Annotated in this window: 25 protein-coding genes and 1 pseudogene; 18 read left to right on the plus strand and 8 right to left on the minus strand. The window is 64.1% G+C overall.

Annotated elements, in window-relative coordinates:
- Nucleotides 1-7 precede the first annotated feature (7 nt).
- The 4 genes and pseudogenes from pdxA to NKJ18_RS26420 all read left to right on the plus strand — a co-directional run bounded on the left by pdxA (nt 8) and on the right by NKJ18_RS26420 (nt 2,559).
- Nucleotides 8-1,036, plus strand: coding sequence for a 4-hydroxythreonine-4-phosphate dehydrogenase PdxA (gene pdxA, locus NKJ18_RS26405; protein WP_031195193.1), 1,029 nt, complete (start codon nt 8-10; stop codon nt 1,034-1,036).
- A gap of 23 nt (nt 1,037-1,059) precedes the next feature.
- Nucleotides 1,060-1,896 carry a 16S rRNA (adenine(1518)-N(6)/adenine(1519)-N(6))-dimethyltransferase RsmA gene (gene rsmA / locus NKJ18_RS26410; protein ID WP_352626448.1) on the plus strand — a complete coding sequence of 279 codons (837 nt, stop codon included), beginning with the start codon at nt 1,060-1,062 and terminating at the stop codon, nt 1,894-1,896.
- A gap of 68 nt (nt 1,897-1,964) precedes the next feature.
- The gene (locus NKJ18_RS26415) at nt 1,965-2,270 is read left to right on the plus strand and encodes a type II toxin-antitoxin system RelB/DinJ family antitoxin (protein WP_023672731.1); all 306 of its coding nucleotides are present in this window, start codon (nt 1,965-1,967) and stop codon (nt 2,268-2,270) included.
- Nucleotides 2,267-2,559 (plus strand): annotated as a pseudogene (locus tag NKJ18_RS26420) (type II toxin-antitoxin system RelE/ParE family toxin). Before NKJ18_RS26415 ends, NKJ18_RS26420 begins: the two are co-directional and overlap by 4 nt.
- Nucleotides 2,560-2,592: 33 nt before the next feature.
- Here the strand turns inward: NKJ18_RS26420 and gmk are convergent.
- From gmk to fabD, 7 genes are all read right to left on the minus strand, one after another.
- Nucleotides 2,593-3,267: a guanylate kinase gene (gene gmk / locus NKJ18_RS26425; RefSeq protein ID WP_023672729.1), complete on the minus strand. Its 675-nt coding sequence runs from the start codon at nt 3,265-3,267 to the stop codon at nt 2,593-2,595.
- Nucleotides 3,268-3,273: 6 nt separating this feature from the next.
- Nucleotides 3,274-4,164 (minus strand): YicC/YloC family endoribonuclease, encoded by an 891-nt coding sequence (locus NKJ18_RS26430; RefSeq protein WP_023831139.1) that lies wholly within the window; start codon nt 4,162-4,164, stop codon nt 3,274-3,276.
- Nucleotides 4,165-4,426: 262 nt separating this feature from the next.
- Nucleotides 4,427-5,686, minus strand: a complete 1,260-nt coding sequence (mltG, locus tag NKJ18_RS26435; protein WP_023672727.1) for an endolytic transglycosylase MltG — start codon at nt 5,684-5,686, stop codon at nt 4,427-4,429.
- A 202-nt stretch (nt 5,687-5,888) separates the two neighbouring features.
- Nucleotides 5,889-7,151, minus strand: coding sequence for a beta-ketoacyl-ACP synthase II (fabF, locus tag NKJ18_RS26440; RefSeq protein ID WP_023731139.1), 1,263 nt, complete (start codon nt 7,149-7,151; stop codon nt 5,889-5,891).
- A gap of 34 nt (nt 7,152-7,185) precedes the next feature.
- Nucleotides 7,186-7,422, minus strand: a complete 237-nt coding sequence (locus NKJ18_RS26445; protein ID WP_006203723.1) for an acyl carrier protein — start codon at nt 7,420-7,422, stop codon at nt 7,186-7,188.
- A 221-nt stretch (nt 7,423-7,643) separates the two neighbouring features.
- Nucleotides 7,644-8,381 carry a 3-oxoacyl-[acyl-carrier-protein] reductase gene (fabG, locus tag NKJ18_RS26450; RefSeq protein ID WP_023685686.1) on the minus strand — a complete coding sequence of 246 codons (738 nt, stop codon included), beginning with the start codon at nt 8,379-8,381 and terminating at the stop codon, nt 7,644-7,646.
- A 60-nt stretch (nt 8,382-8,441) separates the two neighbouring features.
- On the minus strand, nt 8,442-9,389 hold the full coding sequence (fabD, locus tag NKJ18_RS26455; RefSeq protein ID WP_023831140.1) for an ACP S-malonyltransferase: 948 nt from the start codon (nt 9,387-9,389) through the stop codon (nt 8,442-8,444).
- A 247-nt stretch (nt 9,390-9,636) separates the two neighbouring features.
- Between fabD and NKJ18_RS26460 the strand changes: the two genes are divergently transcribed.
- From NKJ18_RS26460 to NKJ18_RS26520, 13 genes are all read left to right on the plus strand, one after another.
- Nucleotides 9,637-11,595, plus strand: coding sequence for an LTA synthase family protein (locus NKJ18_RS26460; RefSeq protein WP_502906179.1), 1,959 nt, complete (start codon nt 9,637-9,639; stop codon nt 11,593-11,595).
- Nucleotides 11,596-11,906: 311 nt separating this feature from the next.
- On the plus strand, nt 11,907-12,407 hold the full coding sequence (gene rpsF, locus NKJ18_RS26465; protein WP_023672722.1) for a 30S ribosomal protein S6: 501 nt from the start codon (nt 11,907-11,909) through the stop codon (nt 12,405-12,407).
- Nucleotides 12,407-12,655 (plus strand): 30S ribosomal protein S18, encoded by a 249-nt coding sequence (rpsR, locus tag NKJ18_RS26470; RefSeq protein ID WP_006203718.1) that lies wholly within the window; start codon nt 12,407-12,409, stop codon nt 12,653-12,655. The genes rpsF and rpsR overlap by 1 nt, the downstream gene beginning before the upstream one ends.
- Before the next feature lie 267 nt (nt 12,656-12,922).
- A complete protein-coding gene (rplI, locus tag NKJ18_RS26475) occupies nt 12,923-13,510 on the plus strand; it encodes a 50S ribosomal protein L9 (RefSeq protein WP_023672721.1) in 588 nt (195 codons plus the stop codon).
- Between the two features lie 186 nt (nt 13,511-13,696).
- Nucleotides 13,697-15,046 carry a cyclopropane fatty acid synthase gene (locus NKJ18_RS26480; RefSeq protein ID WP_352543812.1) on the plus strand — a complete coding sequence of 450 codons (1,350 nt, stop codon included), beginning with the start codon at nt 13,697-13,699 and terminating at the stop codon, nt 15,044-15,046.
- Between the two features lie 156 nt (nt 15,047-15,202).
- On the plus strand, nt 15,203-16,180 hold the full coding sequence (locus tag NKJ18_RS26485; protein WP_352760449.1) for a small ribosomal subunit Rsm22 family protein: 978 nt from the start codon (nt 15,203-15,205) through the stop codon (nt 16,178-16,180).
- 221 nt (nt 16,181-16,401) lie between these two features.
- Nucleotides 16,402-17,895: a replicative DNA helicase gene (locus NKJ18_RS26490; protein ID WP_023731144.1), complete on the plus strand. Its 1,494-nt coding sequence runs from the start codon at nt 16,402-16,404 to the stop codon at nt 17,893-17,895.
- Nucleotides 17,896-18,126: 231 nt separating this feature from the next.
- Nucleotides 18,127-19,530: a DNA repair protein RadA gene (gene radA, locus NKJ18_RS26495; protein WP_023672716.1), complete on the plus strand. Its 1,404-nt coding sequence runs from the start codon at nt 18,127-18,129 to the stop codon at nt 19,528-19,530.
- A 48-nt stretch (nt 19,531-19,578) separates the two neighbouring features.
- The gene (locus NKJ18_RS26500; protein ID WP_023672715.1) at nt 19,579-20,244 is read left to right on the plus strand and encodes a CvpA family protein; all 666 of its coding nucleotides are present in this window, start codon (nt 19,579-19,581) and stop codon (nt 20,242-20,244) included.
- A 108-nt stretch (nt 20,245-20,352) separates the two neighbouring features.
- Complete coding sequence (purF, locus tag NKJ18_RS26505) at nt 20,353-21,834, plus strand: amidophosphoribosyltransferase (RefSeq protein WP_023672714.1); 1,482 nt, start codon at nt 20,353-20,355, stop codon at nt 21,832-21,834.
- Nucleotides 21,835-21,864: 30 nt separating this feature from the next.
- Nucleotides 21,865-22,620, plus strand: coding sequence for an SDR family NAD(P)-dependent oxidoreductase (locus tag NKJ18_RS26510; protein ID WP_023672713.1), 756 nt, complete (start codon nt 21,865-21,867; stop codon nt 22,618-22,620).
- A 77-nt stretch (nt 22,621-22,697) separates the two neighbouring features.
- Nucleotides 22,698-23,327: a hypothetical protein gene (locus NKJ18_RS26515; protein WP_023672712.1), complete on the plus strand. Its 630-nt coding sequence runs from the start codon at nt 22,698-22,700 to the stop codon at nt 23,325-23,327.
- 135 nt (nt 23,328-23,462) lie between these two features.
- A complete protein-coding gene (locus NKJ18_RS26520) occupies nt 23,463-23,684 on the plus strand; it encodes a hypothetical protein (protein WP_023689120.1) in 222 nt (73 codons plus the stop codon).
- A gap of 153 nt (nt 23,685-23,837) precedes the next feature.
- On the opposite strand, the gene NKJ18_RS26525 is transcribed toward NKJ18_RS26520, so the two are convergent.
- Nucleotides 23,838-24,344, minus strand: a complete 507-nt coding sequence (locus NKJ18_RS26525; RefSeq protein ID WP_023672710.1) for an OsmC family protein — start codon at nt 24,342-24,344, stop codon at nt 23,838-23,840.
- A 289-nt stretch (nt 24,345-24,633) separates the two neighbouring features.
- Here NKJ18_RS26525 and NKJ18_RS26530 point away from each other — a divergent pair, with 289 nt between their 5' ends.
- Complete coding sequence (locus tag NKJ18_RS26530; RefSeq protein ID WP_023826919.1) at nt 24,634-26,139, plus strand: S10 family peptidase; 1,506 nt, start codon at nt 24,634-24,636, stop codon at nt 26,137-26,139.
- The last annotated feature ends 121 nt before the right edge of the window (nt 26,140-26,260 follow it).

The following is a 26,260-nucleotide window of genomic DNA, read 5'->3' on the forward strand; positions in this document are numbered from 1 at the left end:
CCCAGCCGTGCGTGAGACCGAGCTTCCGCTGGCGCTGAGCGTCGGCGATCCATCCGGCGTCGGTCCGGAAATCGCCATTGCCGCGTGGCAGAGCGCCCGCGGTTCCGGTGCCGCGCCCTTCTATCTTCTCGCCGATCCGGCGCTGATTGCCGCGCGGGCGCGCCGGCTCGGCGCGGCGGTGGCAATCGCCGAGACGGTGCCGGCCCAAGCGGCTGGTGTCTTTCAACACGCCTTGCCCGTGGTGCCGCTGGCGGCCCACTTCACCGATGATCCCGGCCGGCCCGACCCGGCCAATGCCGCCGGCATCATCGAGGCCATCGATCGCGCCGTCGCCGACTGCCTTGCCGGTCACGCGGCCGCGGTCGTCACCTGTCCGATCGCCAAGAAGCCGCTTTACGATGCCGGCTTCGGCTTTCCCGGTCACACCGAATATCTGGCGCATCTGGCCTCGCTCCACACCGGCGGCACGGTGACGCCGGTGATGCTGCTCGCCGGCCCCGAATTGCGCACCGTTCCTGTCACCATCCACATCGCGCTGGCCGAGGTGCCGAAGACGCTGACGACGGAGCTGATCGTTGCCATCGCGCGCATCACCGCCGGCGATCTTGCACGCCGTTTCGGCATCGCCAGGCCGAGGCTCGCGCTTGCCGGCCTCAATCCGCATGCCGGCGAAAGCGGCGCCATGGGGACAGAGGACGAGCGCATCATTCGTCCTGCGGTCGACATGTTGCGGGCGCAAGGCATCGATGCCTTCGGGCCGCTGCCGGCCGATACGATGTTTCATGCGCGCGCCCGCGCCGGCTACGACGTGGCGGTCTGCATGTATCATGACCAGGCGTTGATCCCGGCCAAGGCGCTGGCCTTCGACGAGGCCGTCAACGTCACGCTTGGCCTGCCGTTCATCCGCACCTCGCCCGATCACGGCACAGCCTTCGACATCGCCGGCAAGGGCATCGCACGTCCCGACAGCCTGATCGCGGCGCTGAAGCTGGCCCGCCGGCTGGCCGATACCGGCGCAAAGCCCGCAGCTGCATGAGCCCAAAATCATGAGCCAAATTCATGAGCATTGACGGGCTGCCGCCGCTGCGCGAGGTGATCGAGCGCCATGGACTGCAGGCAAAGAAGGCGCTTGGCCAGAATTTCCTGCTCGACCTCAATTTGACCGGCAAGATCGCGCGGGTCGCCGGCGACCTCACCGACAGCACGGTGATCGAGGTCGGCCCCGGCCCCGGCGGGCTGACCAGGGCGCTGCTCGCTGCCGGTGCCCGCCGCGTCGTCGCCATCGAGCGCGACGAACGCTGCCTTGCGGCCTTGGCCGAGGTCTCCAACCACTATCCGGGCCGGCTCGAGGTGATCAGCGGCGATGCGCTGAAGACGGATTTTGCCGCTCTTGCCAAGACCGCGTCACAAGACGGCCCGGTGAGGATTGCCGCCAACCTGCCCTACAATATCGGCACCGAGCTGTTGATCCGTTGGCTGACCGTGGCGGACTGGCCACCCTTCTATCAATCGATGACGCTGATGTTCCAGCGCGAGGTGGCCGAGCGCATTGTCGCCGGTGCCGGCAGCGATGCTTATGGCCGGCTCGGCGTGCTGGCGGGCTGGCGGACCGAGGCGAGGATCGCCTTCGACGTGCCGCCGCAAGCGTTCACGCCGCCACCCAAGGTAACGTCCTCGGTGGTGCATCTGGTGCCGCGCGCCAGCCCTTTGTCAACCGACGTGAAAAAACTCGGTCGCGTCACCGAAGCCGCTTTCGGCCAGCGCCGGAAAATGCTGCGGCAGAGCGTGAAGAGCCTGGGTGGCGAGGCACTGCTGACGCGCGCCGGCATCGATCCGACCCGGCGTGCGGAGACGCTCAGCGTCGAGGAATTCGTGCGGCTGACAAACGCGGTTTGACCGGCGGCGCTAGCGCCGCCTAGCAATCGTCATTCAAACGCATTACATTGACGGCGAAGGAGATTGCCATGCCAGCAAATGCACTGGTCCAGACGCGTATCGACGCCGACATCCGGGATCGAGCTTCGGCGGTGCTCGAAAGCATGGGGCTGACGGTCTCGGATGCGGTGCGGATATTGCTCACCCGAACCGCCAACGAGGGTGCGCTGCCCATCGATCTCGTCACAAACAACGAGGCGTATGATTTATGGTTTCGCGCCAAGGTTCGCGAAGCGCTCGACGACACCCGACAAGACATTCCTGATGATCAAGTCGAGGCGCATTTTGCCGAGAGACGCGCCGCGGCGCGGCGTTCGGGTGAACCTAAATCTTGAAGATCGTCTGGTCGCCATTCGCGCTTTCAGATCGCGACGGCATCTTCGCGCATATCGAGGCCGACAATCCTGCGGCCGCGATCGCCACCGATGAGCGGATCGTCGCCGCAATCAACCGTCTTCGGACCTTCCCCAAAGCGGCCGGATCGGCAGGCTTGCAGGGACACGAGAGATCGTCATCGTCGGCACGCCATATGTCGCGGCCTATCAGCTGACCAACAGCACGATTCGAATCCTGCGCGTGCTTCACGGAGCGCAGCGTTGGCCGGACGATCTGCCAGGCAGCTGATGCGGCTAATTTAGATTGCCAGCGGTGGACGAGCTATTCCGTCTTCTCGTCCAGCAACCCCGAGACGAAATCGAACAGCCCGGGCCGGCGGTCGCGCCGCAGCCTTTCCGCCGTCACGATGCCACGCACTTCGGCGAAGGCGCGGTCGAGATCGTCGTTGACGATGACAAAGTCATATTCCTTCCAGTGCTCGATCTCGTTGCGGGCGTTCTTCAGCCTGGTCTCGATCACGTGCTCCTGGTCCTCGGCGCGGCGCTTGAGGCGCGACTTCAATTCCTTCATCGACGGCGGCAGGATGAAGATCGAGACGATGTCGGCGCGCATCTTCTCCTTGAGCTGCTGGGCGCCTTGCCAGTCGATGTCGAAGAGCATGTCACGGCCCTGCGCCAGCGCCAGTTCGGCCGGCTCGCGCGGCGTCGCGTAGCAATTGCCGTGCACCTCGGCCCATTCGAGCAATGCGTCGGAATCGCGCAGCCGCTCGAACTCGCGCGTGGTGCGGAAGTGATAGTGGACGCCCTCGATCTCCGAGCCGCGGCGTGGCCTGGTAGTGACCGAGACCGATAATTCCAAGCTGCCGTCGCTTTCCAGCAGGTTGCGCGCGATCGTCGACTTGCCGGCGCCCGACGGCGACGACAGGACCAGCATCAGCCCGCGGCGGCGAATGCGGGATCCGAGATCCCTGGCAACCATCGGCTCCTTGCCACCCATTCGGGTTTACTCCAGATTCTGGACCTGTTCGCGAAACTGGTCGACCACCGCCTTCAGTTCCAGCCCGATGGCGGTGACAGTGGCGGCGTTCGACTTGGAACACAGCGTATTCGATTCGCGGTTGAATTCCTGCGCCAGAAAATCGAGCTTGCGGCCGATGGCGCCGCCATTTGCCAGCAGCGCTCTGCCCGACGCCACATGCGTCTTCAGCCGATCGATCTCTTCACGGATATCGGCCTTGGTGGCCAGGAACGCCGCTTCCATGTGCAGCCGGCCGGCATCGAGATTGGCCGACGCATCCATCAGCAGCCGCACCTGTTCGGCGATCCGCTCGCGGATCGCCGCCGGTTCGCGCGACGGGTCGGCCTCGGCTTGAAGCGTCAGCGCCTCAATGGCGTCGATATGGCCGGAAAGCAGCGAACGCAGCGCTTCGCCCTCGTTCTGGCGTGCCTGCTCGAGACCTGTAAGCGCCCTTTCCAGCGCGGACAGGATTGACGCGTCGAGTGCTGCCCGCACCTCCTCGGTTTCGCTGGTTTCAGGGATATCGAGCACGCCGCGCAGGGAAAGCAGACCGTCGGCAGTTGCCGGACCAACACCGAACTGGTCCTGCAGCCGCTTGGCCAAGCCCGCCAGATCCCTGAGGAAGGCTTCGTTGACCACCGGCTGCGCCTGCTGGCCGGCGGCGCGGCCGACGGTCAGCGTCGCTTGGAAATTGCCACGCGAAAAGCGCTTCTGCAGCGTCTGCCGCACAGTCGGTTCGAGCCGCTCGAAACCTTGCGGCAACCGCAACCTGACCTCGACGCTCTTGCCGTTGACCGACTTGACCTCCCAGGCGATCGAGGCGCCGTCATGTTCGGCAACAGTGCGTGCAAATCCGGTCATGCTCTGCAAATTCATGATGCGGCTCGTGTCTCCCTGATGGTCCGATTCTACAAATTGCGCATGCGTTCGATATCACGGGCGGCGCGAATGTCAGAATCGCACTACCGGCAAGATGTTGATTTCCGCTGTCGTTTCGATCTCGCAGGGCTGAAATCGAGAAGCAGAGGCACCCGAGCAAGACCGAAAACGCTTCGAACCGCGCTGTTCGTTCAAAGCAGCAGCGCGTCCGCCTCTGTCCGCGTTGCTTAAGGTCGATCCGTCTGAAAGCGCCGACCTGCTACTGGGCGGCACCCGTATCGCCGCCGGCATCACCGCTGTCACCGGCGGCATCGCCACTTGCGTCACCGTTGTCGTCGCCATCCGCCGGCGCATCGGTCTGGCCGGGAGTCTTGGCGCCCTTGGCGGCGTCTTCAGCCTGCTTCTTCTGCAGTGCCCGGTAGCGGGCAACGTTCTCATTGTGCTCGGCAAGCGTGGTGGCAAAGACGTGGCCGCCGGTGCCGTCGGCGACGAAATAGAGATCATCGGTCTTCGACGGGTTGGCGACGGCTTCGAGCGCGGCGCGGCCGGGATTGGCGATCGGCGTCGGCGGCAGGCCATTGATCAGATAGGTGTTGTAAGGCGTCTGTTTCTGGATGTCAGATTGATAAATCGGCCGGTCGGCGGGTTTGCCCTTGCCGCCGAACAGGCCGTAAATGATGGTCGGATCGGATTGCAGCCGCATGCCCTTGGCCAGACGGTTGAGGAAGACGGCGGCAACGCGCGAGCGCTCGTCGCCCCGGCCGGTTTCCTTTTCGACGATCGAGGCCAAGGTGACGAAGTCGTCGACATTGGCCAGAGGCAGGTCGGGCGCGCGCCGCTGCCAGACCTCGTCGACCAGCTTCTTCTGGTCGGCGAGCAGCTTGTCGACCATCTGTTGGCGCGTGGCGCCGCGGGTAAAGCGCAGCGTGTCGGTGGCGAGGCTGCCCTCAGCCGGCTTGGCGGCCGGCATGTCGCCGGTCAGCGCATCCTGCTCGGCGATGCGCTGCAGCGCCTGCTCGACCGTCAGGCCCTCGGGAATGGTCAGCGAGTACATCACCGACTTGCCGCTCTTCAGAAGCTCCATGATGTCGCGCATGGAGGCGCGCGGCTTTATCTCGTATTCGCCTGCCTTCAGCGCTGAATCATTGCCATAGACCCGCACGGCGATGCGGAAGATGCGGGCATCGCTGATCAGCCCACGCCGTTCGAGCTGGTCGGCAATATCCTGGACGCCGGTGCTCGGCTTGACCAGGAAGGTGTCGCCGGCCACCGACGGGCCCGGTTCGTTGAATGCCTGCTTGCCGAAATAGAGCGAAACGCCGGCGGCGAGGATCATCAACATCACCGCGGAGATGACGAAGTTCATGAACACGACGACTTGGCTGCGCGAGGCGCGCGAGCGCTTTGGTGGTGGTGTGCCGGCTTCCGGGCGCAAAGCTTCGGCCGCGGTCTTCGGCACGATCGGGCCGGTCTGCTGGTTTTGTCCGAATTGTCCGCTGCCGCCCGGATTGGTGTTCATTAGCGCCCTACCATCTGATCTCTTAGAGCGACCATGCGCCCGATTGGACGCACAGCGTGCCCTAACATTTCAAGCCTACGCATCGTGCTTTTAAAAAAAGCGCCTTCGGTTTCAAGCCGATGCGACGAATCCCCAGCGGCAGAGTAGGCTTGAATATGGCAAAATTGACGACAGACCGCTGGCGCGCCGGTCGATACCGCAATCAGCCTGTATAACGCTGGAATACCAGCGAAGCGTTGGTGCCGCCGAAGCCGAAGGAGTTGGACAGCGCCACGTCGACCTGGCGATGCCGTGGCGTGTTCGGAACAAGATCGATCGCGGTTTCGCGTTCCGGGTTGTCAAGATTGATGGTGGCTGGCGCGATGTTGTCTCTGATAGCGAGGATCGAAAAGATCGCCTCGGCGGCGCCCGCGGCACCCAGGAGATGGCCGATCGACGACTTGGTCGATGACATCGAGATTTTCGAGGCGGCGTTGCCGACCAGCCGCTCGACGGCGCCGAGTTCGATCGTGTCGGCCATGGTCGAGGTGCCGTGCGCGTTGATGTAGTCGACGTCGGCGGGCGTCAGCCTGGCCCGGTTCAGCGCCGCCGTCATGCAGCGGAAGGCGCCGTCGCCGTCTTCGGCCGGTGCAGTGATGTGATAGGCATCGCCGGTCAGGCCGTAGCCGGTGACCTCGGCATAGATCTTGGCGCCGCGCGCCTTGGCGTGTTCGAGTTCTTCCAGCACGACGACCCCGGCGCCCTCGCCCATGACGAAGCCGTCACGGTCGCGGTCATAGGGACGCGAGGCCTTCTCAGGCGTGTCGTTGCGGTCGGTGGACAGTGCCCGGCAAGCAGCGAAGCCGGCAAGCGATAGTCTGGTCACCGGCGATTCCGCGCCGCCGGCCAGCATCACGTCGGCATCGCCGAAGATGATCAGCCGGGCGGCATCGCCAATGGCGTGCGCGCCGGTCGAGCAGGCGGTGACGACGGCGTGGTTGGGGCCTTTCAGCCCATGCCGGATCGATACCTGGCCAGATACCAGGTTGATAATGTTGCCGGGAATGAAGAATGGACTGATACGGCGCGGTCCGCGCTCTTTCAGGATGATAGCGTTCTCGGCGATGCCCTCGAGGCCGCCAATGCCGGAGCCGATCATGACGCCGGTGGCGCAGCGCTCGGCTTCGGTGCTGGGCTCCCAGCCGGAATCCTTCAGCGCTTCGTCGGCGGCCGCAATCCCGTAAAGGATGAAGTCGCCGATCTTGCGCAGTTCCTTGGGCTCGAGCACGGCTTCGGGATTGAGCGTGCCGTTGGTGCCGTCACCGCGCGGAATGACGTGGGCGATCTTGCAGGCAAGATCTTCCACTTCGAACTCGGTGACGCGCTTGGCGGCGCTGCGGCCGGTCAGAAGTTCCTTCCAGCTGTGCTCGAAGCCCATGCCGAACGGCGAAACCAGGCCAAGGCCCGTGACGACGACACGCCTCATCGCAGGTCCTCCCCGGTGATGACTGCGGATAGTGTCAGGCCGAAGCCTTGTCGATGTACTTCACGGCATCGCCGACGGTCAGGATGGTCTCGGCCGCATCGTCCGGAATCTCGACGCCGAACTCTTCTTCGAACGCCATGACGAGTTCGACCGTGTCGAGGCTGTCCGCGCCCAGATCATCGATGAAGCTCGCCTGCTCCGTCACCTTGTCGGCATCGACGCCAAGATGTTCGATGACGATCTTCTTGACGCGCTCTGCGGTGTCACTCATTTGGGGCATCCTCGTCTTTTGTTTGTCTGTCTTCGTTAGCGGGCAGAATGCCGCTAATCAAGCTGAAAGATGGTCCTGCGGGAAACGCAACGATGCCGGACCGGTTTTTGCCCGAACCGCCGGGTTGCGGGCCGCATTACACGAAAAATGGCCGAGGTCCAAGGCGAAATGGTCTCTTTTCACAAGCCGGCCATGTCTTCTTATCACCCGGCAATATCCCGTCAGATCATGGCCATGCCGCCGTTGACGTGGATGGTCTGGCCGGTGACGTAGGCTGCCTCGTTGGAGGCGAGATAGGCGACGGCCGACGCCACTTCAACACTCGTGCCCATGCGGCGCGTCGGGATCGCGGCCATTATCGCGTCTTTCTGCTTGTCGTTGAGCTTGTCGGTCATGGCCGATTCGATAAAGCCCGGGGCGACGCAGTTGACGGTGATGTTGCGGGTGGCGATCTCCTGCGCCAGCGACTTGGAAAAGCCGATCATGCCGGCCTTGGAGGCGCAATAATTGGTCTGGCCAGGATTGCCGGTGACGCCGACCACCGAGGTGATGTTGATGATGCGGCCATGGCGGCGGCGCATCATCGGATGGGTCAGCTCGCGGGTGAGCCGGAACACGGCGGTGAGGTTCACCTCCAGCACGCTGTCCCAATCCGCGTCCGCCATGCGCACGAACAGGCCGTCCTTGGTGATGCCGGCATTGTTGACCAGTATGTCGACGCCTTCGAGTTCGGCTTCGGCCTTCTGGCCAAGCGCCTTGACCTCGTCACGGTCGGCTAGATTGGCCGGGAACAGCTTTACCCGGTCGCCGAGTTCGCCGGCCAGGGTCTCCAGTTTCTCGATGCGGGTGCCGTGCAGGCCGACAATGGCGCCTTGCGCATGCAGCACCCGGGCAATCGCCTCGCCAATGCCGCCCGATGCGCCGGTGACGAGCGCCTTGCGGCCGGTCAGTTCGAACATTTTCGTCTCCTGATCTTAAGAGAACACCCTTCCCACGGGAGGGGTTGAATCGCCAGTGGATTATGCAAGCGCGGCCAGCGCCGCCTCGACATCGGCCGGCGTGCCGACGGCCGATGTGGCGATGTCGCGGTTGATCCGCCGCGCCAGGCCGGAAAGCACCTTGCCGGCGCCGATCTCAAACAGCGTGGCGACGCCATTGGCGCCGAACCACTCCACCGTTTCGCGCCAGCGCACGCGGCCGGTGATCTGCTCGACCAGGCGGCGCGCGATCTCGTCGGGGTCGCTGGTCGGGGCTACAGTGACGTTGGAGACGACGGGCACGACCGGTGCATTCTTGGTCACGCCGGCCAGCGCCTCGCGCATGACATCGGCCGCCGGCGCCATCAGCGCCGAATGGAAGGGTGCGGAGACCTGCAGCATCAGCGCCCGCTTGGCGCCCTTTTCGGTGCACAGTTTCGCGGCGAGTTCCACCGCCGCCCTGGCGCCGGAGATCACCAGTTGGCCGCCGCCATTGTCGTTGGCGATCTGGCAGACTTTGCCGGATCCCGTTGCGGCCTCGGTGCAAGCGGCTTCGACGTCGGGCTGTTCCAGTCCGATGATCGCCGCCATGGCGCCCTCGCCGGCCGGCACCGCCGCCTGCATGGCGTTGCCGCGGATGCGCAGCAGCCGGGCGGCATCGGCGACCGAAACGAAACCGGCCGCGGCAAGGGCGGAATATTCGCCGAGCGAATGACCGGCAACGTAGGCAACCTTGTCCTTCAGCGAAAAGCCGCGCGCTTCCAGCGAGCGGATTCCCGCCAGCGAGACCGCCATCAGCGCCGGCTGGGCATGGGCAGTCAGGGTCAGCGCCTCTTCCGGGCCTTCCCAGATCAGTTTCGACAGCTTTTCGCCCAACGCATCATCGACTTCCTCGAACACCCTGCGTGCCTCGGGGAAGGCGTCGGCGAGGTCCTTGCCCATGCCGACAGCTTGGCTGCCCTGTCCCGGAAAGGTGAATGCGACGGCCATTTGGGCGCTCTCCAGCGGCTGATTTTTCCTGCCTGTGACGCAAGGCGGACCGTCAAGTCAAGCCCGGAGGCGGCATTTCCGCTCTCGCTTAAACCGGAGCTGACCTCGAGTCCCTGTTCCCAAAGGCTTTTTGCCGATCACACCTGATGAAAACCGCTCACGAATCGTTTGCTGGCTCTTCTTATTTTCGCCACAGGCGCTAGCTTTTGCATGACAGTTCTATGACAGAACGGTGGCGCGAGTGGAAATGCGCGTTGCTTGGGCCGGGGGAAGAGACGTGGCTAGGATCAGGAAGGGCGCGGCCGTACCCGCGCCACAGTTCTTGGAAGACGATCCGTCCACCGGCTACCTGCCGGGGCGCAGATGGCCGGTCATCCGCTACGGTCTGGTCACGCTGCTTGCCTCCGCCATCCTGGTGTTCGCCATCGAATGGATCGTGCGGGGCGACTTCTTCGGCACGGTCGACTTCTTCCTGCAGCCATTCAAGCCGGGCTGGACCACCATCATTGTCTTTGCATTGGTGCTGATGGGACTGGACGCCGTGCTTGGCCGCAGTCACCAGAGCCTGATGATCGTGGCGCCGCTGACGCTGGCGCTGGCCTTTGTCGGGCATCAGAAGTCGCATTATCTCGGCGATCCACTCTACCCAACCGATTTTCTTTATTCGCGCCAGATCATGGCACTGATGCCGCTCTTGGTGCGCGAACGGCCCTGGACGGCGCTCGCCATGGCGGTCGGCATCGTCGCCGGCCTGTCGCTGCTGATCTATGGCTGGCGGTTGTGGCGCCGCAAGGTTCCGATCCTCAGCCGCAAAGGGCGGCTGGCGCGGCTGACGCTGGCAGTGCCGCTGCTCGCCTTCTTCGTCTCGATCATGGACTACGCCACCTTCTCGTGGACCCGCGACCGGCTGCAGATCATCCCGATCATGTGGGACCAGAAGGAGAACTACGCCTCCAACGGGTTTGCGCTGGCCTTCGCGCTCAACGTGCCGATGGCGCATGTCTCGGCCCCGGCGGGCTATTCCGACAAGGCGATCGACGCGATCGACAGGCCTGATGTGGCGGCCTCGGTACCGGATGAGAAACCCGACATCATCGTGGTGATGAGCGAATCTTTCTGGGATCCGACCAAGCTGCCCGGCGTCACAATCACGCCTGACCCGATCCCCAATGTGCGGGCGCTGCGTTCCGGCTATATGTTCTCGCCGGAATTCGGCGGCATGACCGCCAACATCGAATTCGAGGCGCTGACCGGCTTTTCCAATGCCTTCCTGCCGGCGGGCTCGATCCCCTATCAGCAATATGTGCGCACGCCGACGCCGTCGCTGGCGACCTTCCTGAAAAGCGAGGGATACCGGGCGCGCGCCATCCATCCGGGCACCAACTGGTTCTGGAACAGGGGCGCCGTCTATGCCGATTTCGGCTTCAACGATTTCCGCTCGGAAGAGACGCTGCCGCCACTGGAAAAGCGCGGGCCGCTGGCTTCCGATGCCTCGATGACCGACGAGATCATCGCAGAGGCCGACGCCAGCGAGCGGCCGGTGTTCTTCTTCGCCGTCAGCCTGCAGAACCACGGTCCCTACGAGCCGTACCGCTATTACAATCCGACCCACAAGGTCGCGGCGCCGATCAGCACATGGGCGCGGGAATCGCTGCTCAGCTACGCCGAAGGCTCCGCCGATGCCGACCGTGGCCTCGAACGATTGATCGAATGGGCGAAGAAGCGCGAGCGGCCGACGGTCATCGCCTTCTTCGGCGACCATCTGCCGCCGCTCGGCCCCGTCTATGTCGAAACCGGTTACCTGAAAGACAATGTCGCGCCGCGCAAGGAACCGACGCCGGAGGCGGCACTGGAGCATCATCAGACGCCGCTGGTCATCTGGTCTAACCGCACCGGTCCGGCGCAGGATATGGGCGCGGTGAGCCCGGCCTTCCTGCCCTACCATATCCTTACCACGGCCGGGATCACGCACCCCTACTATACCGGCTTCTTAGGCACGCTGCGCGAACGCTATCGCGTCGTGGATCGCAATCTGCTTTTGACACCGTCAGGTGAGGCCACGGCGGACTGGGCGCGGCAGAAGGACATCGATCCGGCGATCAACGATTTCCGCCTGCTGCAATACGATATGATGTTCGGCAAGCGTAAGGCGGCTCCGGACTTCTTCCCCGAAACGATCAACGGTCGTACCCCGCATACGAGTTGATGCCTGGTCTTTTCCAACCCTGCGACGCCAGGACGCTGTCCGGAGCATGCGTTACCCTTGCCTTCCAGCCAAATTGCTATATAGACGCCCGCAATCTGCCGGTCCTTGCTGGGGGCTGAACGGAGGGCCGGAGGTTTTATCCAAAACCTTCGTGTGAAGCCAGAAGCGCTTCCGCCTCCCGTGTCTCCGCTCTCGACCGTCTCGAAATGCTCCTTTCTTCCTCGCCCCCTCGGGACCAGCGGGTCAGAGAAGTTGCAGAGGCTTTTGCCGCGAGGATCCGGGAGAGAAACGAAGAAAGGCACTGAACCACTATGGCTCTATACGAACATGTGTTCCTTGCCCGGCAGGACCTCTCGCAGCAGCAGGTCGATGCGCTTGTCGAACAGTACAAGGGCGTCATCTCCGCAAATGGCGGGTCCGTCGGCCGGGTCGAGAACTGGGGACTGAAGTCCCTCACCTACCGGGTCAACAAGAACCGGAAGGCTTACTACACGCTTATGGACCTCAACTGCCCGCCGGCAGCGCTCAACGAGATGGAGCGCCAGATGGGCCTGTCCGAGGACGTGCTGCGTTTCCTGACCGTCAAGGTCGAGGCGCATGAGGAAGGCCCGTCGGCCATGATGCAGAAGCGCGAAGAGCGCTCGGAACGCGGCGGCTTCGGCGACCGCGACCGTGGCGATCGTGGTCCGCGCTCGTTCGGCGACCGTGATCGCGGCGACCGTGGCGATCGTCCGCCGCGCTCATTTGGCGATGCCGGTGGCGATCGTGGTCCGCGCCGTCCGCGCGAAGGCGTTGAAGGAGGTGCAGAATAATGGTCGACATCAATCAGATCCCGACCCGGCGCCCGTTCCATCGCCGCCGCAAGACCTGCCCGTTCTCCGGCGCCAATGCGCCCAAGATCGACTACAAGGACGTGCGTCTTCTGCAGCGCTACATTTCCGAGCGCGGCAAGATCGTGCCGTCGCGCATCACCGCCGTCAGCCAGAAGAAGCAGCGCGAACTCGCCAAGGCGATCAAGCGCGCCCGCTTCCTCGGCCTGCTGCCCTACGTGGTTCGCTAAGATCTCCGAAGCAGGCGGTTCGCCGCCTGCTTCCTTCTCCCACGGCGACGGGCGCCGCAGGGGTAATTTGATGATGCATGTCGTTGTCCCAAAACCGGGCCCACTCTTGGCGACGTGCATTGAAATCCCGAGTTGAGGTGAAAAGCCTCTAACTGCCGCGACAGGCAGGACAGCGACACCGGCGCCAAGGCGCTCAGAGCTTCCTGACCTGTTCCATTCAATTCGGCGCCGATCCCGCGGTCGGTGCCCAGACGAAGGAACAAGACCATGCAAGTGATTCTTCTCGAACGCGTTTCCCGCCTCGGCCAGATGGGCGATACCGTCAAGGTCAAGGACGGCTTTGCCCGCAACTTCCTCTTGCCGCAGGGCAAGGCGCTGCGCGCCAACGAAGCCAACAAGAAGAAGTTCGAAGGACAGCGCGCGCAGCTCGAAGCGCGCAACCTCGAGCGCAAGTCGGAAGCCAGCCAGGTTGCCGAAAAGCTCGACGGCAAGAGCTTCATCGCCGTACGTTCGGCCGGCGAGACAGGCCAGCTCTACGGTTCGGTGTCGACCCGCGACATCGCCGACCTGCTGACCGCCGAAGGGTTCTCGGTCAACCGCAACCAGATCCAGCTCAACCAGCCGATCAAGACCATCGGCGTCACCAATGTGGCGATTGCGCTGCATCCGGAAGTCGAGGTCACCATCAGCCTCAACATCGCCCGCACGGCCGACGAAGCCGAGCGCCAGGCCAAGGGCGAGACGCTGACCACCGCCGAAGCCATCTATGGCGACGACATCAACGACAATGCGCGGCCGGAGAACTTCTTCGACCCGAACACCGAGTTCGAAGGCGGCGAAGAAGACAACGCCTGATCCCGCACGGGGCCTGATCGGGAAGCAAGGGGAGCAGCGCTCCAATCACTTTCTCGTCATCCAGCCTTTCTGGACCAATGCCCGGGCCTCTCGCCCGGGCATTTTTGTGCCAAATGGAACTTTTCGAACCCCTATATATTGTTGCAGAATTGGTCCGCCAGTCTGACCGTGAGGGGACATTTGGTGATGAATATTCTGTTGAAACGCGTTCTCGACCGCCTGGTGCGTACGGGCAATCTGAAAGTCACCGGCCCGAAGGGCTCGACAGTGGTTTTCGGCGACGGCAGCGGCGAGCCGGTGCATATGCACATCAAGACCGCGCATGCCGAGCGCGCCATTACCTTCGATCCGATGCTGGCCGTGCCGGAAGCCTATATGGACGGCGAACTCGACATCATCGAGGGCGGCGTACTGGGTATGATGCGCATCGCCTTCCAGAACATGGGCAGCGGCGGTATCGACGCCACCTGGTCGAAGGCCATCGAGGGTCTGCGCCACGCCTTTCGCCGCCTGCAGCAGATCAACACCGCATCGCGGGCGCGCCGCAACGTGCAGCGCCACTATGATTTGTCGGGTGACCTCTACCGGCTCTTCCTCGACGAGGACATGCAGTATTCCTGCGCCTATTTCGAACAGCCGGACATGACGCTCGACGAGGCGCAGATGGCCAAGAAACGCCATATCGCCGCCAAGCTCAGGCTGAAGGCCGGCCAGACCGTGCTCGATATCGGCTCCGGCTGGGGTGGGCTCGGCCTCTATCTCGCCAAGGCTTTCGATGTCGACGTGCAAGGCGTGACGCTGTCGACCGAGCAGCACGGCGTCGCCACCGACCGGGCGCATGCGCAAGGCTTGCAGGACCGCGTGCATTTCGACCTCAAGGACTACCGCGAACTCAATGAACGCTTCGACCGCATCGTCTCGGTCGGCATGTTCGAGCATGTCGGCGTCAACCACTTCCGCACTTTCTTCGACAAGTCGGCGACGTTGTTGAAGCCCGACGGCGTCATGCTCTTGCACACGATCGGCCGCTCCGGCGTGCCGTGGGCGACCAGCGCCTTCATCCGCAAGTACATTTTTCCGGGCGGCTACATTCCTTCGCTGTCGGAGGTGATGCCGGCGATCGAGAAGTCGGGCCTTGTAGTCACCGACATCGAGATTCTGCGGCTGCACTATGCCGATACGCTGAAGCATTGGGGCCAGCGCTTTGCCGCCAACCGCGACAAGGCCAAGGCCATCTATGACGAGCGCTTCTGCAGGATGTGGGAGTTCTATCTGGCGGCTTCGGAAGCCGCCTTCCGCTGGCAGGATCTGGTGATCTTCCAGATCCAGATCGCCAAGAAGAACGACACGCTGCCGATGACGCGCGACTACATGGCCAAATGTGAAAAGGCGCTGGAAATGCGCGAAATGGGGCATCGTCAGGAGGCGGCGGCCGCCGAGCCTGCTGTCGCCAGGTCTGTGCCTGCCAGGTCCGTTGCTGTCAGGTCCGTTGCGGCCAAGCCAGCGCGCCGTCGCAAGGTGGCGGATCGCGAATAACGCCTCGATTGCGATTGCCGCTTGCCATTGACGGCTCTGACACTGAAAAAGGTCTCGTTCTCGCGAGACCTTTTTAATGACCTGCCTGCCCACCATGGCCACCACCCTTGTCGAGTTCGCCGGCGCCTCGGTGCTCGCACCACGCGGAGCCTGAGCGTGGAACTCCCCGCCTCGCTGCGACAAGGCGTCGAGCGCCTGCTCGAAACGATACCGCTGGCGGTGCTGCGCCAGGCGGCGAAGACGCTGTCTGACCGCTACCGCGCCGAATTGCGCGACGGCCGCCTGCACATGGCCGAAGAGATGGCGGTAAAAGCCTATCTGGCGACGCGGCTGCCGGCGACCTACGCGGCGGTACGGGCCGGTCTCGACGAACTCGCCTATGCGCGGCCCGATTTCCAGCCAACGAGCTTGCTCGATGTCGGCGCCGGTCCTGGCACGGTGCTTTGGGCCACTACAGACCTGTGGCCCGACCTCGAAGAGGCGGTTCTGGTTGAAGCAAGCGCCGCGGTGCGCAAGGTTGGCCAGTCGCTCGCCCTTGATACCATCGCCACCAGGATGGACTGGCGCGCCGGCGACGTCACCATCGACCTCGCCGATCTCAAGCCTGCCGATCTGGTCACCTGCGCCTATGTGCTGGACGAGATCGCGCCGGCATCGCTGCCGAAGCTTGTCGTCCGGCTCTGGCATTTGACCGGCGACACACTGCTGATCGTGGAGCCCGGCACACCGGCAGGCTGGCAGCGCATCCTGGCAGTGCGCAGCCAATTGCTGGAGGCCGGGGCGCACGTGCTGGCGCCTTGTCCGCATGAGGCGCCCTGCCCGCTTGAGCCGCCCGACTGGTGCCATTTTTCGCGCCGCGTCGCCCGCTCGCGCCGGCACCGCCTGGCCAAGGACGCCGACGTGCCGTGGGAGGACGAGAAATTCATCTACGTCGCAGCGTCGCGGCAAGCCGCGCCTGTACGTCAGCCGCGCGTGATTGCGCCGCCGAAATCGGGCTCCGGCAAGGTGCTGCTCAAACTGTGCCAGCCGGATGGCGGCGCCGGCGAGACACTTTTCACCAAGCGCGAGGGCGAGCTGTTCAAGGCAGCGCGGCGGCTGGACTGGGGCGATACATTGGACGGAAGAAGCGGGTAATCACCGAGATTGTTCTTGCTCTGTTCCAACGACTCGGATAGAAGTCAGCGCCTTTCGGAGTCAACCGGAATCGGGGCGCGGAAACACTCTTCTGTGGACGGTTTGCCGCCCCTGTGAACAACGGGGCATCGAGGTTGATTGGTCGTGCGGTGATGCAGAAAGGTCAGCACCGATTTATCTCGTTCTGATATCGAGAAGCCGGGATCAAAATCGGGGACATCATGGCAGAGGCAGCGCGAAAATTCGGCGTGGCGGAGCAGCAACCGCTTTATCGTGAAGCGCCGAACAACATCGAGGCCGAGCAGGCGTTGCTCGGCGCCATCCTCGTCAACAACGATGCCTTCTACCGCGTCTCCGACTTCCTCAAGGCCGGCCATTTCTACGAGCCGCTGCACCGGAAAATCTTCGAGGTCGCGGCCGAGCTCATCCGCATGGGCAAGGTGGCGACGCCGATCACGCTGAAAACCTTCCTGCCGGCCGACGAGAAGGTCGGCGACATGACGGTGGCGCAATATGTGGTTCGTCTGGCGGTCGAAGCCGTCACCGTCGTCAACGCCACCGATTATGGCCGCGCCATCTACGATCTGGCCACGCGCCGGGCGCTGATCACCGTCGGCGAGGACATGGTCAACATCGCCTATGACGCGCCGGTCGACATGGCGCCGTCCGAACAGATCGAGGATGCCGAGCGGCGGCTGTTCGAACTGGCCGAAACCGGCCGTTACGATGGCGGCTTCGAGAGCTTCACCGACGCCGTCAAGACCGCCGTCGACATGGCCAACGCCGCCTATATGCGCGACGGCCATTTGTCGGGCCTCGCCACCGGCATGCGCGATCTCGACCGCCGCATGGGTGGCCTGCAGGCGTCGGATCTGATCATCATTGCCGGCCGTCCGGGCATGGGCAAGACATCGCTAGCCACCAACATCGCCTTCAACATCGCCGAGATGTATGAGCCGGCGCAACAGGCCGACGGCTCGTTCAAGGCAGCCAATGGCGGCGTCGTCGGCTTCTTCTCACTGGAAATGTCGTCCGAGCAGCTCGCCACCCGCATCATTTCCGAACAGACGGAAATTTCGTCGTCAAAAATTCGCCGCGGCGAGATTTCAGAGATGGATTTCGAAAAGCTGGTCGCCTGCTCGCAGACCATGCAGAAGATCCCGCTGTTCATCGACCAGACCGGCGGTATCTCGATCGCGCAGCTGTCGGCGCGGGCGCGGCGGCTGAAGCGTCAGCGCGGCCTCGACCTCATCGTCATCGACTATATCCAGCTGATGCAGGGGTCGAGCGCGAAATCGTCGCAGAACCGGGTGCAGGAAATCACCGAGATCACCACCGGCCTCAAGGCGCTGGCCAAGGAACTCTCCGTTCCGATCATCGCGCTGTCGCAGCTGTCGCGTCAGGTCGAAAGCCGCGAAGACAAACGCCCTCAGCTGTCCGATCTTCGCGAATCCGGCTCGATCGAGCAGGACGCCGACGTGGTGATGTTCGTCTACCGCGAGGAATATTATCTGAAGAACCGCGAACCGAAGCCCGGCACCGACGAATACATCAAGTGGGAACACGAGATGAACGAGATGCGCGGCAAGGCCGAAGTCATCGTCGCCAAGCAGCGCCACGGCCCGACAGGTTCGGTCAGCCTCGCCTTCCAGGGCGAGTTCACACGGTTTTCCGACCTCGCCGAAGAGCATCATATTGCGGAGAGGTTCGAGTAGTCTGTTGAGAAAGGCCTCATTCCTTCGCACCCCCCTCTGTCCTGCCGGACATCTCCCCCTCAAGGGGGGAGATTGGATGTCATGTCGGCTTTCGCCAATTATCAACGTGGCACGGTGGGCGCCGAGACCAAAGCTGCTGATCTCCCCCCTTGAGGGGGAGATGGCCGGCAGGCCAGAGGGGGGTGGTGCCCCACCAGCCTTTCTAGCAACGCTCGAAGCAGGCCGCGCCTGATGGCTAAATCGCGCGTCCAGTTCATCTGCCAGAATTGCGGCTCGGTGCATCAGCGCTGGGCCGGTAAATGCGATGCTTGCGGCGAGTGGAACACGCTGGTCGAGGAAGGCACCTCGGGCGGCATCGGCTCGGGACCGGCCAACACGCGCAATGCGCGCAAGGGCCGCGCCGTGGTGCTGACCAGCCTGTCCGGTGACATCGAGGATGCGCCGCGGATCATCTCCGGCATTGGCGAACTCGACCGCGCCACCGGCGGCGGTTTCGTGCGCGGCTCGGCGCTGCTGGTCGGCGGCGATCCCGGCATCGGCAAGTCGACGCTGCTTACCCAGGCCGCAGCAGCATTGGCGTCAAAAGGCCACCGCATCGTCTATGTCTCGGGCGAGGAGGCGGTCGCACAGATCCGGCTGCGGGCGCAGCGGCTTGGCGTCGCCGACACGCCGGTCGAACTTGCCGCCGAGACCAATGTCGAGGATATCCTGGCAACAATAGCCGACGGCAGAAGGCCGGACCTCGTCATCCTCGATTCCATCCAGACGCTGTGGACCGACATGGCCGACTCGGCGCCCGGCACCGTCACCCAGGTGCGCGCCTCCGCGCAAGCGATGATCCGCTACGCCAAATCCACCGGTGCTGCCATCGTGCTGGTCGGCCATGTCACCAAGGAAGGCCAGATCGCCGGTCCGCGCGTCGTCGAGCACATGGTCGACGCCGTTCTCTATTTCGAAGGCGAAGGCGGCCATCACTACCGCATCCTGCGCACGGTGAAGAACCGTTTTGGGCCGACCGACGAGATCGGCGTCTTCGAGATGTCGGACAAGGGCTTGCGCGAGGTCGCCAATCCGTCGGAGCTGTTCCTCGGCGAACGCCACGCAAAATCGCCGGGTGCCGCGGTATTTGCCGGCATGGAAGGCACACGTCCGGTGCTGGTCGAGATCCAGGCGCTGGTGGCGCCGTCCACATTGGGCACGCCGCGCCGTGCCGTCGTCGGCTGGGACGGCGCACGGCTGTCGATGATCCTTGCCGTACTCGAAGCCCATTGCGGCGTGCGCTTCGGCACCCACGATGTCTACCTCAACGTCGCCGGCGGCTACCGGATTTCCGAGCCGGCGGCCGATCTGGCGGTTGCCGCTGCACTGGTTTCGTCGCTCACCGGTCTTGCCCTTCCCGCCGATTGCGTCTATTTCGGCGAAATCAGCCTGTCGGGCGCAGTGAGGCCGGTTGCGCATGCGCAGCAGCGCCTTAAAGAGGCCGAAAAGCTGGGTTTTGGAAGTGCGGTTCTGCCCTTGGGCAGCGAGGAGGTTGTCGGGGGGATCGGGGCCGGCGCTTTCCAGCCGACCGAACTTGCCGATCTCGTCGCACGCATAGCCGGCTCACGGCGCAGCCGTGTCGACGTGGAAGATTGACGCGGCTCGCCCGAGCCGTGAAAAGACAATCTGAGTGGGGCGAAAGACATGCCGATTACGCTGCTGGACGGAATTCTCGTCGGCTTCACCCTGGTCTCGGCGATGCTCGCCATGGTTCGCGGCCTGTCACGCGAAATCCTGTCCGTCGTGTCCTGGGCGGCTGCCGCCGCGGCGGCATTCTTCTTCTACAAGCCGGTGCTGCCTTACGTTCAGCCCTATGTCGAAAGCGACAAGATCGCCATGGCGGCATCCGCCGGCATCGTCTTCCTCATCGCGCTGATCGTCGTTTCCGTCATCACCATGAAGCTTGCCGACTGGATCATCGATTCCAGGATCGGCGCGCTCGACCGTACGCTGGGCTTCCTCTATGGCGCCGCGCGCGGCGTCCTCGTAGTCGCCGTGGCGCTACTGTTCTTCAACTGGCTGGCCGGCGCCAAGGCCCCTGCCTGGATCGCCAACGCCAAGTCGAAGCCGCTGCTCGAGACCATCGGCGCCAAGCTGGAAAGCCTGCTGCCCGAAGATCCGGAAAACGCCATCCTGAAGAAGCTCAATCCGAATCAGCCGGCAGCCGAGACGCCTCCGGCGGCCGATGCACCGGCGGCGGATGCTCCGGCAACCGGTGACGATACGCCGGCGCCCGACGACGAGACCGACGCTCCGGCCGATAACGCACCCGCGCCCGCTGCTCCGGCTCCGGCCGCGCCGGCAAACTGATACGGACGGATGGTGCCGGACAGGCGCCATCCCGGCAGTTCCGGCCTGACTACGTTGCTTTCGCGGCGCTATCGCACTATATGGCCATTTTAGCGGAGCTTGAGCCCCATGGCAGTTTCGAAGGCAGACGCGGACGACGTGCTTTCCGCCGAAGCAGACGATCATTTCCACGACGAATGCGGGGTGTTCGGCATTTTCGGCCGGCAGGACGCTGCGGCCATCGTAACGCTAGGCCTGCATGCGCTGCAGCATCGCGGCCAGGAAGCGGCCGGCATCGTCTCCTATGACGGCACGCAGTTCCATGTCGAACGCCATGTCGGCCTGATCGGCGACACCTTCACCAAGCAGCACGTCATCGACAGCCTGCAAGGCAACCGTGCCATCGGCCACACGCGCTATGCCACGACCGGCGGCGCCGGCATGCGCAACATCCAGCCCTTCTTCGCCGAACTCGCCGATGGCGGCTTTGCCGTCGCCCATAACGGCAATCTCACCAACGCCATGACCGTGCAGCGCGCGCTGCAGAAGCAGGGCGCGATCTTCTCGTCGACCTCCGACACCGAGACGCTGCTGCATCTCGTTGCCACCAGTAAGGAACGCGATTTGAATTCGCGCTTCATCGACGCCGTGCGTCAGGTCGAAGGCGCTTTCTCGCTGGTCGCGATGACCTCCAAGAAGATGATCGGCTGCCGCGATCCGCTCGGCATCCGCCCGCTGGTGCTCGGCGACCTGGACGGCGCCTGGATCCTGGCCTCCGAAACCTGCGCGCTCGACATTATCGGCGCCCGCTTCGTGCGCGACCTGAAGCCCGGCGAAATGGTCGTGGTGACCTCGAAGGGCATCGAGAGCCTGTTCCCCTTCGAGCCGCAGAAGACCCGCTTCTGCATCTTCGAATATGTCTATTTCGCCCGCCCGGACTCCTCGGTCGAAGGCCGCAATGTCTACGAAGTGCGCAAGCGTATCGGCGCCGAATTGGCGCAGGAAAGCCCGGTCGAGGCCGATATCGTCGTGCCGGTGCCGGATTCCGGCACGCCGGCGGCAATCGGCTTCTCCCAGGCGGCAGGCATCCCCTTCGAACTCGGTATCATCCGCAACCACTATGTCGGCCGAACCTTCATCCAGCCCGGCGATTCGATCCGCCATATGGGCGTCAAGCTCAAGCACAACGCCAACCGCCGGATGATCGAGGGCAAGCGCGTGGTGTTGGTCGACGATTCGATCGTGCGCGGCACCACCAGCCAGAAAATCGTGCAGATGGTGCGCGACGCCGGCGCCAAGGAAGTGCATATGCGCATCGCCTCGCCGCCGACCAGCGCGTCGTGCTTCTACGGCGTCGACACGCCGGAGAAGTCGAAGCTTTTGGCATCGCGCATGTCGATCGAGGAAATGGCCGAGTTCATCCGTGTCGATTCGCTCGGCTTCCTCACCATTGACGGGCTCTACCGCGCCGTCGGCGAAGCCAGCCGCGACAATGAGCAGCCGCAATTCTGCGACGCCTGTTTCACCGGCCAGTACCCGACCCGCCTGCTCGACTTCGAAGGTCACGACAATGTGCGCACGCTGTCGCTGCTGGCGAACAACGGGGCGTAAAGCCCAACTGCTATCCTTGAAAGCGCTCGCATGACCCTCGACCTCTCCGGCCGCGTCGCGGTCGTTACCGGCGCCTCGCGCGGCATCGGCTACTTCATCGCCAAGGAACTTGCCGCCGCTGGCGCCCATGTCATTGCGGTAGCCCGGACCGTCGGCGGGCTGGAAGAACTCGACGACCAGATCAAGGCCGAGCGCGCGAAAACCGGCAAGGGCGAAGCGACGTTGGTGCCTCTCGACCTCTCAGACATGGCCGGCATCGACCGGCTGGGCGGCGCCATTCACGAGCGCTGGGGCAAGCTCGACATTCTGGTGGCCAATGCCGGTGTGCTCGGCGTCATCTCGCCGATCGGCCATGTCGAGGCCAAAACCTTCGAGAAGGTTATGACCATCAATGTCACCTCGACCTGGCGGCTGATCCGCTCGGTCGACCCGCTGCTCAGGCTGTCCGACGCCGGCCGCGCCATTCTCATGTCGTCCGGGGCCGCGCATTCGGCGCGCGCCTTCTGGGCGCCCTATGCGGCGTCGAAGGCGGCTGTGGAAGCCATGACGCGTTCCTGGGCGCATGAGACGCAGAGCCTGCCGCTCCGCATCAATGCGGTCGACCCCGGCGCCACCCGCACCGCCATGCGTGCGCAGGCCGCGCCCGGCGAGGATCCGGAAACGCTGCCGCACCCGTCAGAGGTGGCAAAACGCATCGTGCCGCTGGCGAGCCCCGAGATGAAAGAGACGGGGCTGATCTTCCAGGTCAAGAACAACCGCTTCGTCGCCTACCGGCAGCCGGAATAAACCGGGTTGTAGCGGGATTAAACAGGCCTCCAGTTACGTTTCTTCGAATGTAGGACATTCGAAACAGGAGGACCGACATGCGTAGACTTCTTCTCGTTGCCGCCGCCGCGATTGCCGCCACAGCCGGCGTGGCGCTGGCGCAAGACGCAAAGATGAGTTTCTTCGTCACCAGCGTCGGTTCCGGCAAAGGCGCCGATCTCGGCGGTCTCAAGGGTGCCGACGCGCATTGCGCCTCGCTGGCGGAAGCGGCTGGGGTTACCGGCAAGGAATGGCACGCCTATCTCTCGAGCGCCAATGTCGATGCGCGCGACCGTATCGGCAAGGGTCCCTGGGTCAACGCCAAGGGCGAGAAGATTGCCGATGACGTCGCCTCGCTGCACAGCGACGCCAACGCCATCAACAAGCAGACGGCGCTGACCGAGAAGGGCCAAGTGGTCAATGGCCGCGGCGACAAGCCGAACCGGCACGACATATTGACCGGCTCGAAGCCTGACGGCACCAAGCTCGCCGACCAGACCTGCGGCGACTGGACCTTGAGCGGCGCGGAGGGCGCGGCGATGATGGGCCATCACGACCGCACCGGCCTTGATGAGTCGGCGGCGGCGAAATCCTGGAACTCCTCGCATGCCTCGCGCGGCGGCTGCAGCCAGGAGGCGCTGAAAGGCACCGGCGGCGACGGCCTGTTCTACTGCTTTGCGACGAACTGAGAGACGTCTGGGAGCGGTTCGTTCACGGGTCTGTGATGATCCGGCAGGTCCCTCCCCCCTCGCCCTGCTTTCGCCATCAGCCGGGAGTTGCTAGGGTCGACCCGACTCCGACACTCAGCAAAGCGAGGAATTCCCATGGCTGCTCCCAGCGTAGCATTGGTCTGGTACCTGGTGATCGCCGGCCCGCAAGGCGGCATGGTGGTGCTGCCCAGCACCTTCGACACCCGCGAACAGTGCACAAACGCGATTACCGAATATCAGAAGCAGCCGACGCCGGCCGGCTGGGCGGTCAACTGCGTGCCGAGCGCCTCGCCGTTTACCGATGAGGGCGACGCGGAAGAGCCTGCTGCGCAGTAGCGCAATCTCCCCCCTCGAGGGGGAGATGGCCGGCAGGCCAGAGGGGGTCGCCTCGCGTAGAGTGCCAACCTCCTTCCGCACAAAGGGCGTCGCGTCCAGTCGGCCCGACCCCCTCTGTCGCCTTCGGCGACATCTCCCCCTCAAGGGGGGAGATCAGGCGCGCGCACTCACCGTCAGCTCCGGCTTGCTGTTGATGGTCTGGAAGACCACGCAATAGCGTTCGGTCAGCTTGATGAGCGAATCGATGCGCGCCTGCGGCTCATCCGTGTCGAGGTTGAAATTCAGCCGGATGGCGCGAAAGCCCACGGGGGCGTCCTTGGCCACGCCCAGCGTGCCGCGAAAGTCGAGATCGCCTTCGGCCTCGACGGTGGCTGCGCCAAGCCTGAATTCCAGCGCCGTCGCCACTGCCTTCAGCGTCACGCCGGCGCACGCCACCAGCGCCTCCAAAAGCATATCGCCCGAACACAATTCGAGCCCGGAACCGCCGGTCGCCGGATGCAGGCCGGCGACCGCCAGCGCCCTGCCCGTCTCGACCTTGCAGGCAATCGACTGGTCGTCGATGGAGCCTTTGGCGCGAAGCGTGATCAGCGCTCGCGAGGAATCGTCGCGATAAGCCTCCTTGATCGGTGCCTGCATGGCCTTGAGTGCGGTGGCGTCCAGGTTGCATTCCTTTTCGAGTCCGTCGCGCTTTGATAGCACTGATATGCCGGCGAGACAGCGCCCCCCTCTGGCCCGGCCACCTCCCCACAGGGGGGAGATCTGCAGCTTCGCCGATGGCGCTTTCTACGCCGGCGATCAGCGAAGGCGGTCGCGACATCCAATCTCCACCCCTGTGGGGGGAGATGTCCGGCAGGACAGAGGGGGCTGAAGGAATGCTACCTCACGAAGAGTTACTTTGACTTCGACCGCCCCGGCCATACCTAAGCAGAGTCATTCCCGCGGAGACATCATGCCGTTCAAGCTGAAACTGATCTCGCTTACCCTGTTGGTGCTTGCAGCCTTCGCGCAGCCAGTCCTCGCCGAAACGCCCGAGCGCCCCGCACCGGCAGGCGGCGTGCTGTCGCTGCTGCCGGCACCGCAGACGACCAGCCATTCAATCACCATTGCCGGGCGCAAGCTGGACTATCAGGCAAAGGCCGGCACGCTGTCGCTGCTATCCGGCAAGGGCGAGGTCACCGCGGAAATCTTCTATGTCGCCTACACGCTGCCGCCACTGGCGGGCGCGGAGAAGGCTCGCCCCATCACCTTCGTCTTCAATGGCGGCCCGGGCGCGGCATCCGCCTATCTGCATCTCGGCGCACTCGGCCCGCGTGTCGTCGCGACCGGCGCCGATGGCCAATTCCTGCCGCCGCCGCAAAAGCTGATCGACAATCCCGACAGCTGGCTCGACATGACCGACCTCGTCTTCGTCGATCCGGTCGGCACCGGCTACAGCCGCGAGGCCCCCGGCCAGGACACGAAAGATTTTTGGGGCGTCAGCCAGGACGCCAGTTCGATCGGCGCTTTCATCCGGCTCTATCTCGCCCAGAACGGCCGCACCGGATCGCCGCTCTTCCTTGCCGGCGAAAGCTATGGCGGGTTCCGCGCGGCACTTCTCGCCAGGACCCTGCAGGAAGATGTCGGCCTGAGCCCCAACGGCATCGTGCTGATCTCGCCTGCACTGGAGTTCACGCTGGTGCTGCCCGACGAATTCCAGCCACTGCATTGGGCGCTGGAACTGCCCTCGCTGGCGGCGGTGCGCCTGCGCAGCGAAGGCCTCAGCGGCGAGGCGCTGCGCGAAAAGCTCGCCGAGGTCGAACACTATGCTATGGGTGACTACCTCACCGCTCTGGCCGGCGGGCTGGAACAGGGTGGGCGGCTGGCCAGCCAGCGCGTGGCCGAGATCACCGGCCTGCCGCTCGACCTCGTGCAACGCAATTTCGCCCGCATCCCGACCGCCCTGTTCGCGCGCGAATTCCAGCGCCCCAGTGGAAAAGTGCTCAGCCCGTATGACGGCACCATCGCCACCAGCGACATCGCCCCGGAGAGCGCCCGCAGCGCCGGCCCAGATCCGGTGCTCGACCGCAGCGTGCCGGCGCTGACCTCGGCCTTTGTCGGTTATGCGCGCGACGAGCTGAATTTTCGCACCGATGTCAGCTACAGGTTGCTCAATGGCGATGTGACCCACGCCTGGGACTATGGCGGCTCGCGGCAAGGCTATGCCGGGGTGATGGACGATCTGCAGCGGGCGCGCTCGCTCAACCCGGGGCTCGGCGTGGTGATCGTCAACGGCGACACCGATCTGGTCACTCCCTATCTGGCCTCACGCTATCTGGTGAGCCAAATCCCGACGCTCGGCGGGGCAAAACCCATCCGTCTCGACGTCATCGAGGGCGGCCACATGATGTATCTCAGGCCGGGCGGCCGGCGCGCCCTGAAGGAGGCCGCTTCGGAGCTCTACCAGGCAACACAGTGAACGGCGTGCCCACGCTGTCGGCCAGGCTGCGCCAACGCAAGCTTGCCACTGGCGTAGCGCCCCGCAGGCTTTCGCCCGTATAGCCTGCAATGGGAGCCTGATTGGGGCAGGCTTCTTCTTC

The sequence above is a fragment of the Mesorhizobium sp. M0217 genome (genome assembly GCF_040321955.1).
In the GTDB taxonomy this organism is placed as follows: domain Bacteria; phylum Pseudomonadota; class Alphaproteobacteria; order Rhizobiales; family Rhizobiaceae; genus Mesorhizobium.

Excerpts from the sequence above, each read along its gene's own strand:
- rplI (WP_023672721.1), top strand. The coding sequence starts at position 12,923 with ATGCAAGTGATTCTTCTCGAACGCGTTTCCCGCCTCGGCCAGATGGGC.
- NKJ18_RS26460 (WP_502906179.1), top strand. The coding sequence starts at position 9,637 with ATGCGCGTTGCTTGGGCCGGGGGAAGAGACGTGGCTAGGATCAGGAAG.
- NKJ18_RS26510 (WP_023672713.1), top strand. The coding sequence starts at position 21,865 with ATGACCCTCGACCTCTCCGGCCGCGTCGCGGTCGTTACCGGCGCCTCG.
- mltG (WP_023672727.1), bottom strand. The coding sequence starts at position 5,686 with ATGAACACCAATCCGGGCGGCAGCGGACAATTCGGACAAAACCAGCAG.
- NKJ18_RS26445 (WP_006203723.1), bottom strand. The coding sequence starts at position 7,422 with ATGAGTGACACCGCAGAGCGCGTCAAGAAGATCGTCATCGAACATCTT.
- fabG (WP_023685686.1), bottom strand. The coding sequence starts at position 8,381 with ATGTTCGAACTGACCGGCCGCAAGGCGCTCGTCACCGGCGCATCGGGC.
- NKJ18_RS26520 (WP_023689120.1), top strand. The coding sequence starts at position 23,463 with ATGGCTGCTCCCAGCGTAGCATTGGTCTGGTACCTGGTGATCGCCGGC.
- NKJ18_RS26430 (WP_023831139.1), bottom strand. The coding sequence starts at position 4,164 with ATGAATTTGCAGAGCATGACCGGATTTGCACGCACTGTTGCCGAACAT.
- fabF (WP_023731139.1), bottom strand. The coding sequence starts at position 7,151 with ATGAGGCGTGTCGTCGTCACGGGCCTTGGCCTGGTTTCGCCGTTCGGC.
- purF (WP_023672714.1), top strand. The coding sequence starts at position 20,353 with ATGGCAGTTTCGAAGGCAGACGCGGACGACGTGCTTTCCGCCGAAGCA.
- NKJ18_RS26515 (WP_023672712.1), top strand. The coding sequence starts at position 22,698 with ATGCGTAGACTTCTTCTCGTTGCCGCCGCCGCGATTGCCGCCACAGCC.
- NKJ18_RS26530 (WP_023826919.1), top strand. The coding sequence starts at position 24,634 with ATGCCGTTCAAGCTGAAACTGATCTCGCTTACCCTGTTGGTGCTTGCA.
- rsmA (WP_352626448.1), top strand. The coding sequence starts at position 1,060 with ATGAGCATTGACGGGCTGCCGCCGCTGCGCGAGGTGATCGAGCGCCAT.
- NKJ18_RS26415 (WP_023672731.1), top strand. The coding sequence starts at position 1,965 with ATGCCAGCAAATGCACTGGTCCAGACGCGTATCGACGCCGACATCCGG.
- NKJ18_RS26480 (WP_352543812.1), top strand. The coding sequence starts at position 13,697 with ATGAATATTCTGTTGAAACGCGTTCTCGACCGCCTGGTGCGTACGGGC.
- gmk (WP_023672729.1), bottom strand. The coding sequence starts at position 3,267 with ATGGGTGGCAAGGAGCCGATGGTTGCCAGGGATCTCGGATCCCGCATT.
- NKJ18_RS26490 (WP_023731144.1), top strand. The coding sequence starts at position 16,402 with ATGGCAGAGGCAGCGCGAAAATTCGGCGTGGCGGAGCAGCAACCGCTT.
- radA (WP_023672716.1), top strand. The coding sequence starts at position 18,127 with ATGGCTAAATCGCGCGTCCAGTTCATCTGCCAGAATTGCGGCTCGGTG.
- NKJ18_RS26500 (WP_023672715.1), top strand. The coding sequence starts at position 19,579 with ATGCCGATTACGCTGCTGGACGGAATTCTCGTCGGCTTCACCCTGGTC.
- rpsF (WP_023672722.1), top strand. The coding sequence starts at position 11,907 with ATGGCTCTATACGAACATGTGTTCCTTGCCCGGCAGGACCTCTCGCAG.
- rpsR (WP_006203718.1), top strand. The coding sequence starts at position 12,407 with ATGGTCGACATCAATCAGATCCCGACCCGGCGCCCGTTCCATCGCCGC.
- fabD (WP_023831140.1), bottom strand. The coding sequence starts at position 9,389 with ATGGCCGTCGCATTCACCTTTCCGGGACAGGGCAGCCAAGCTGTCGGC.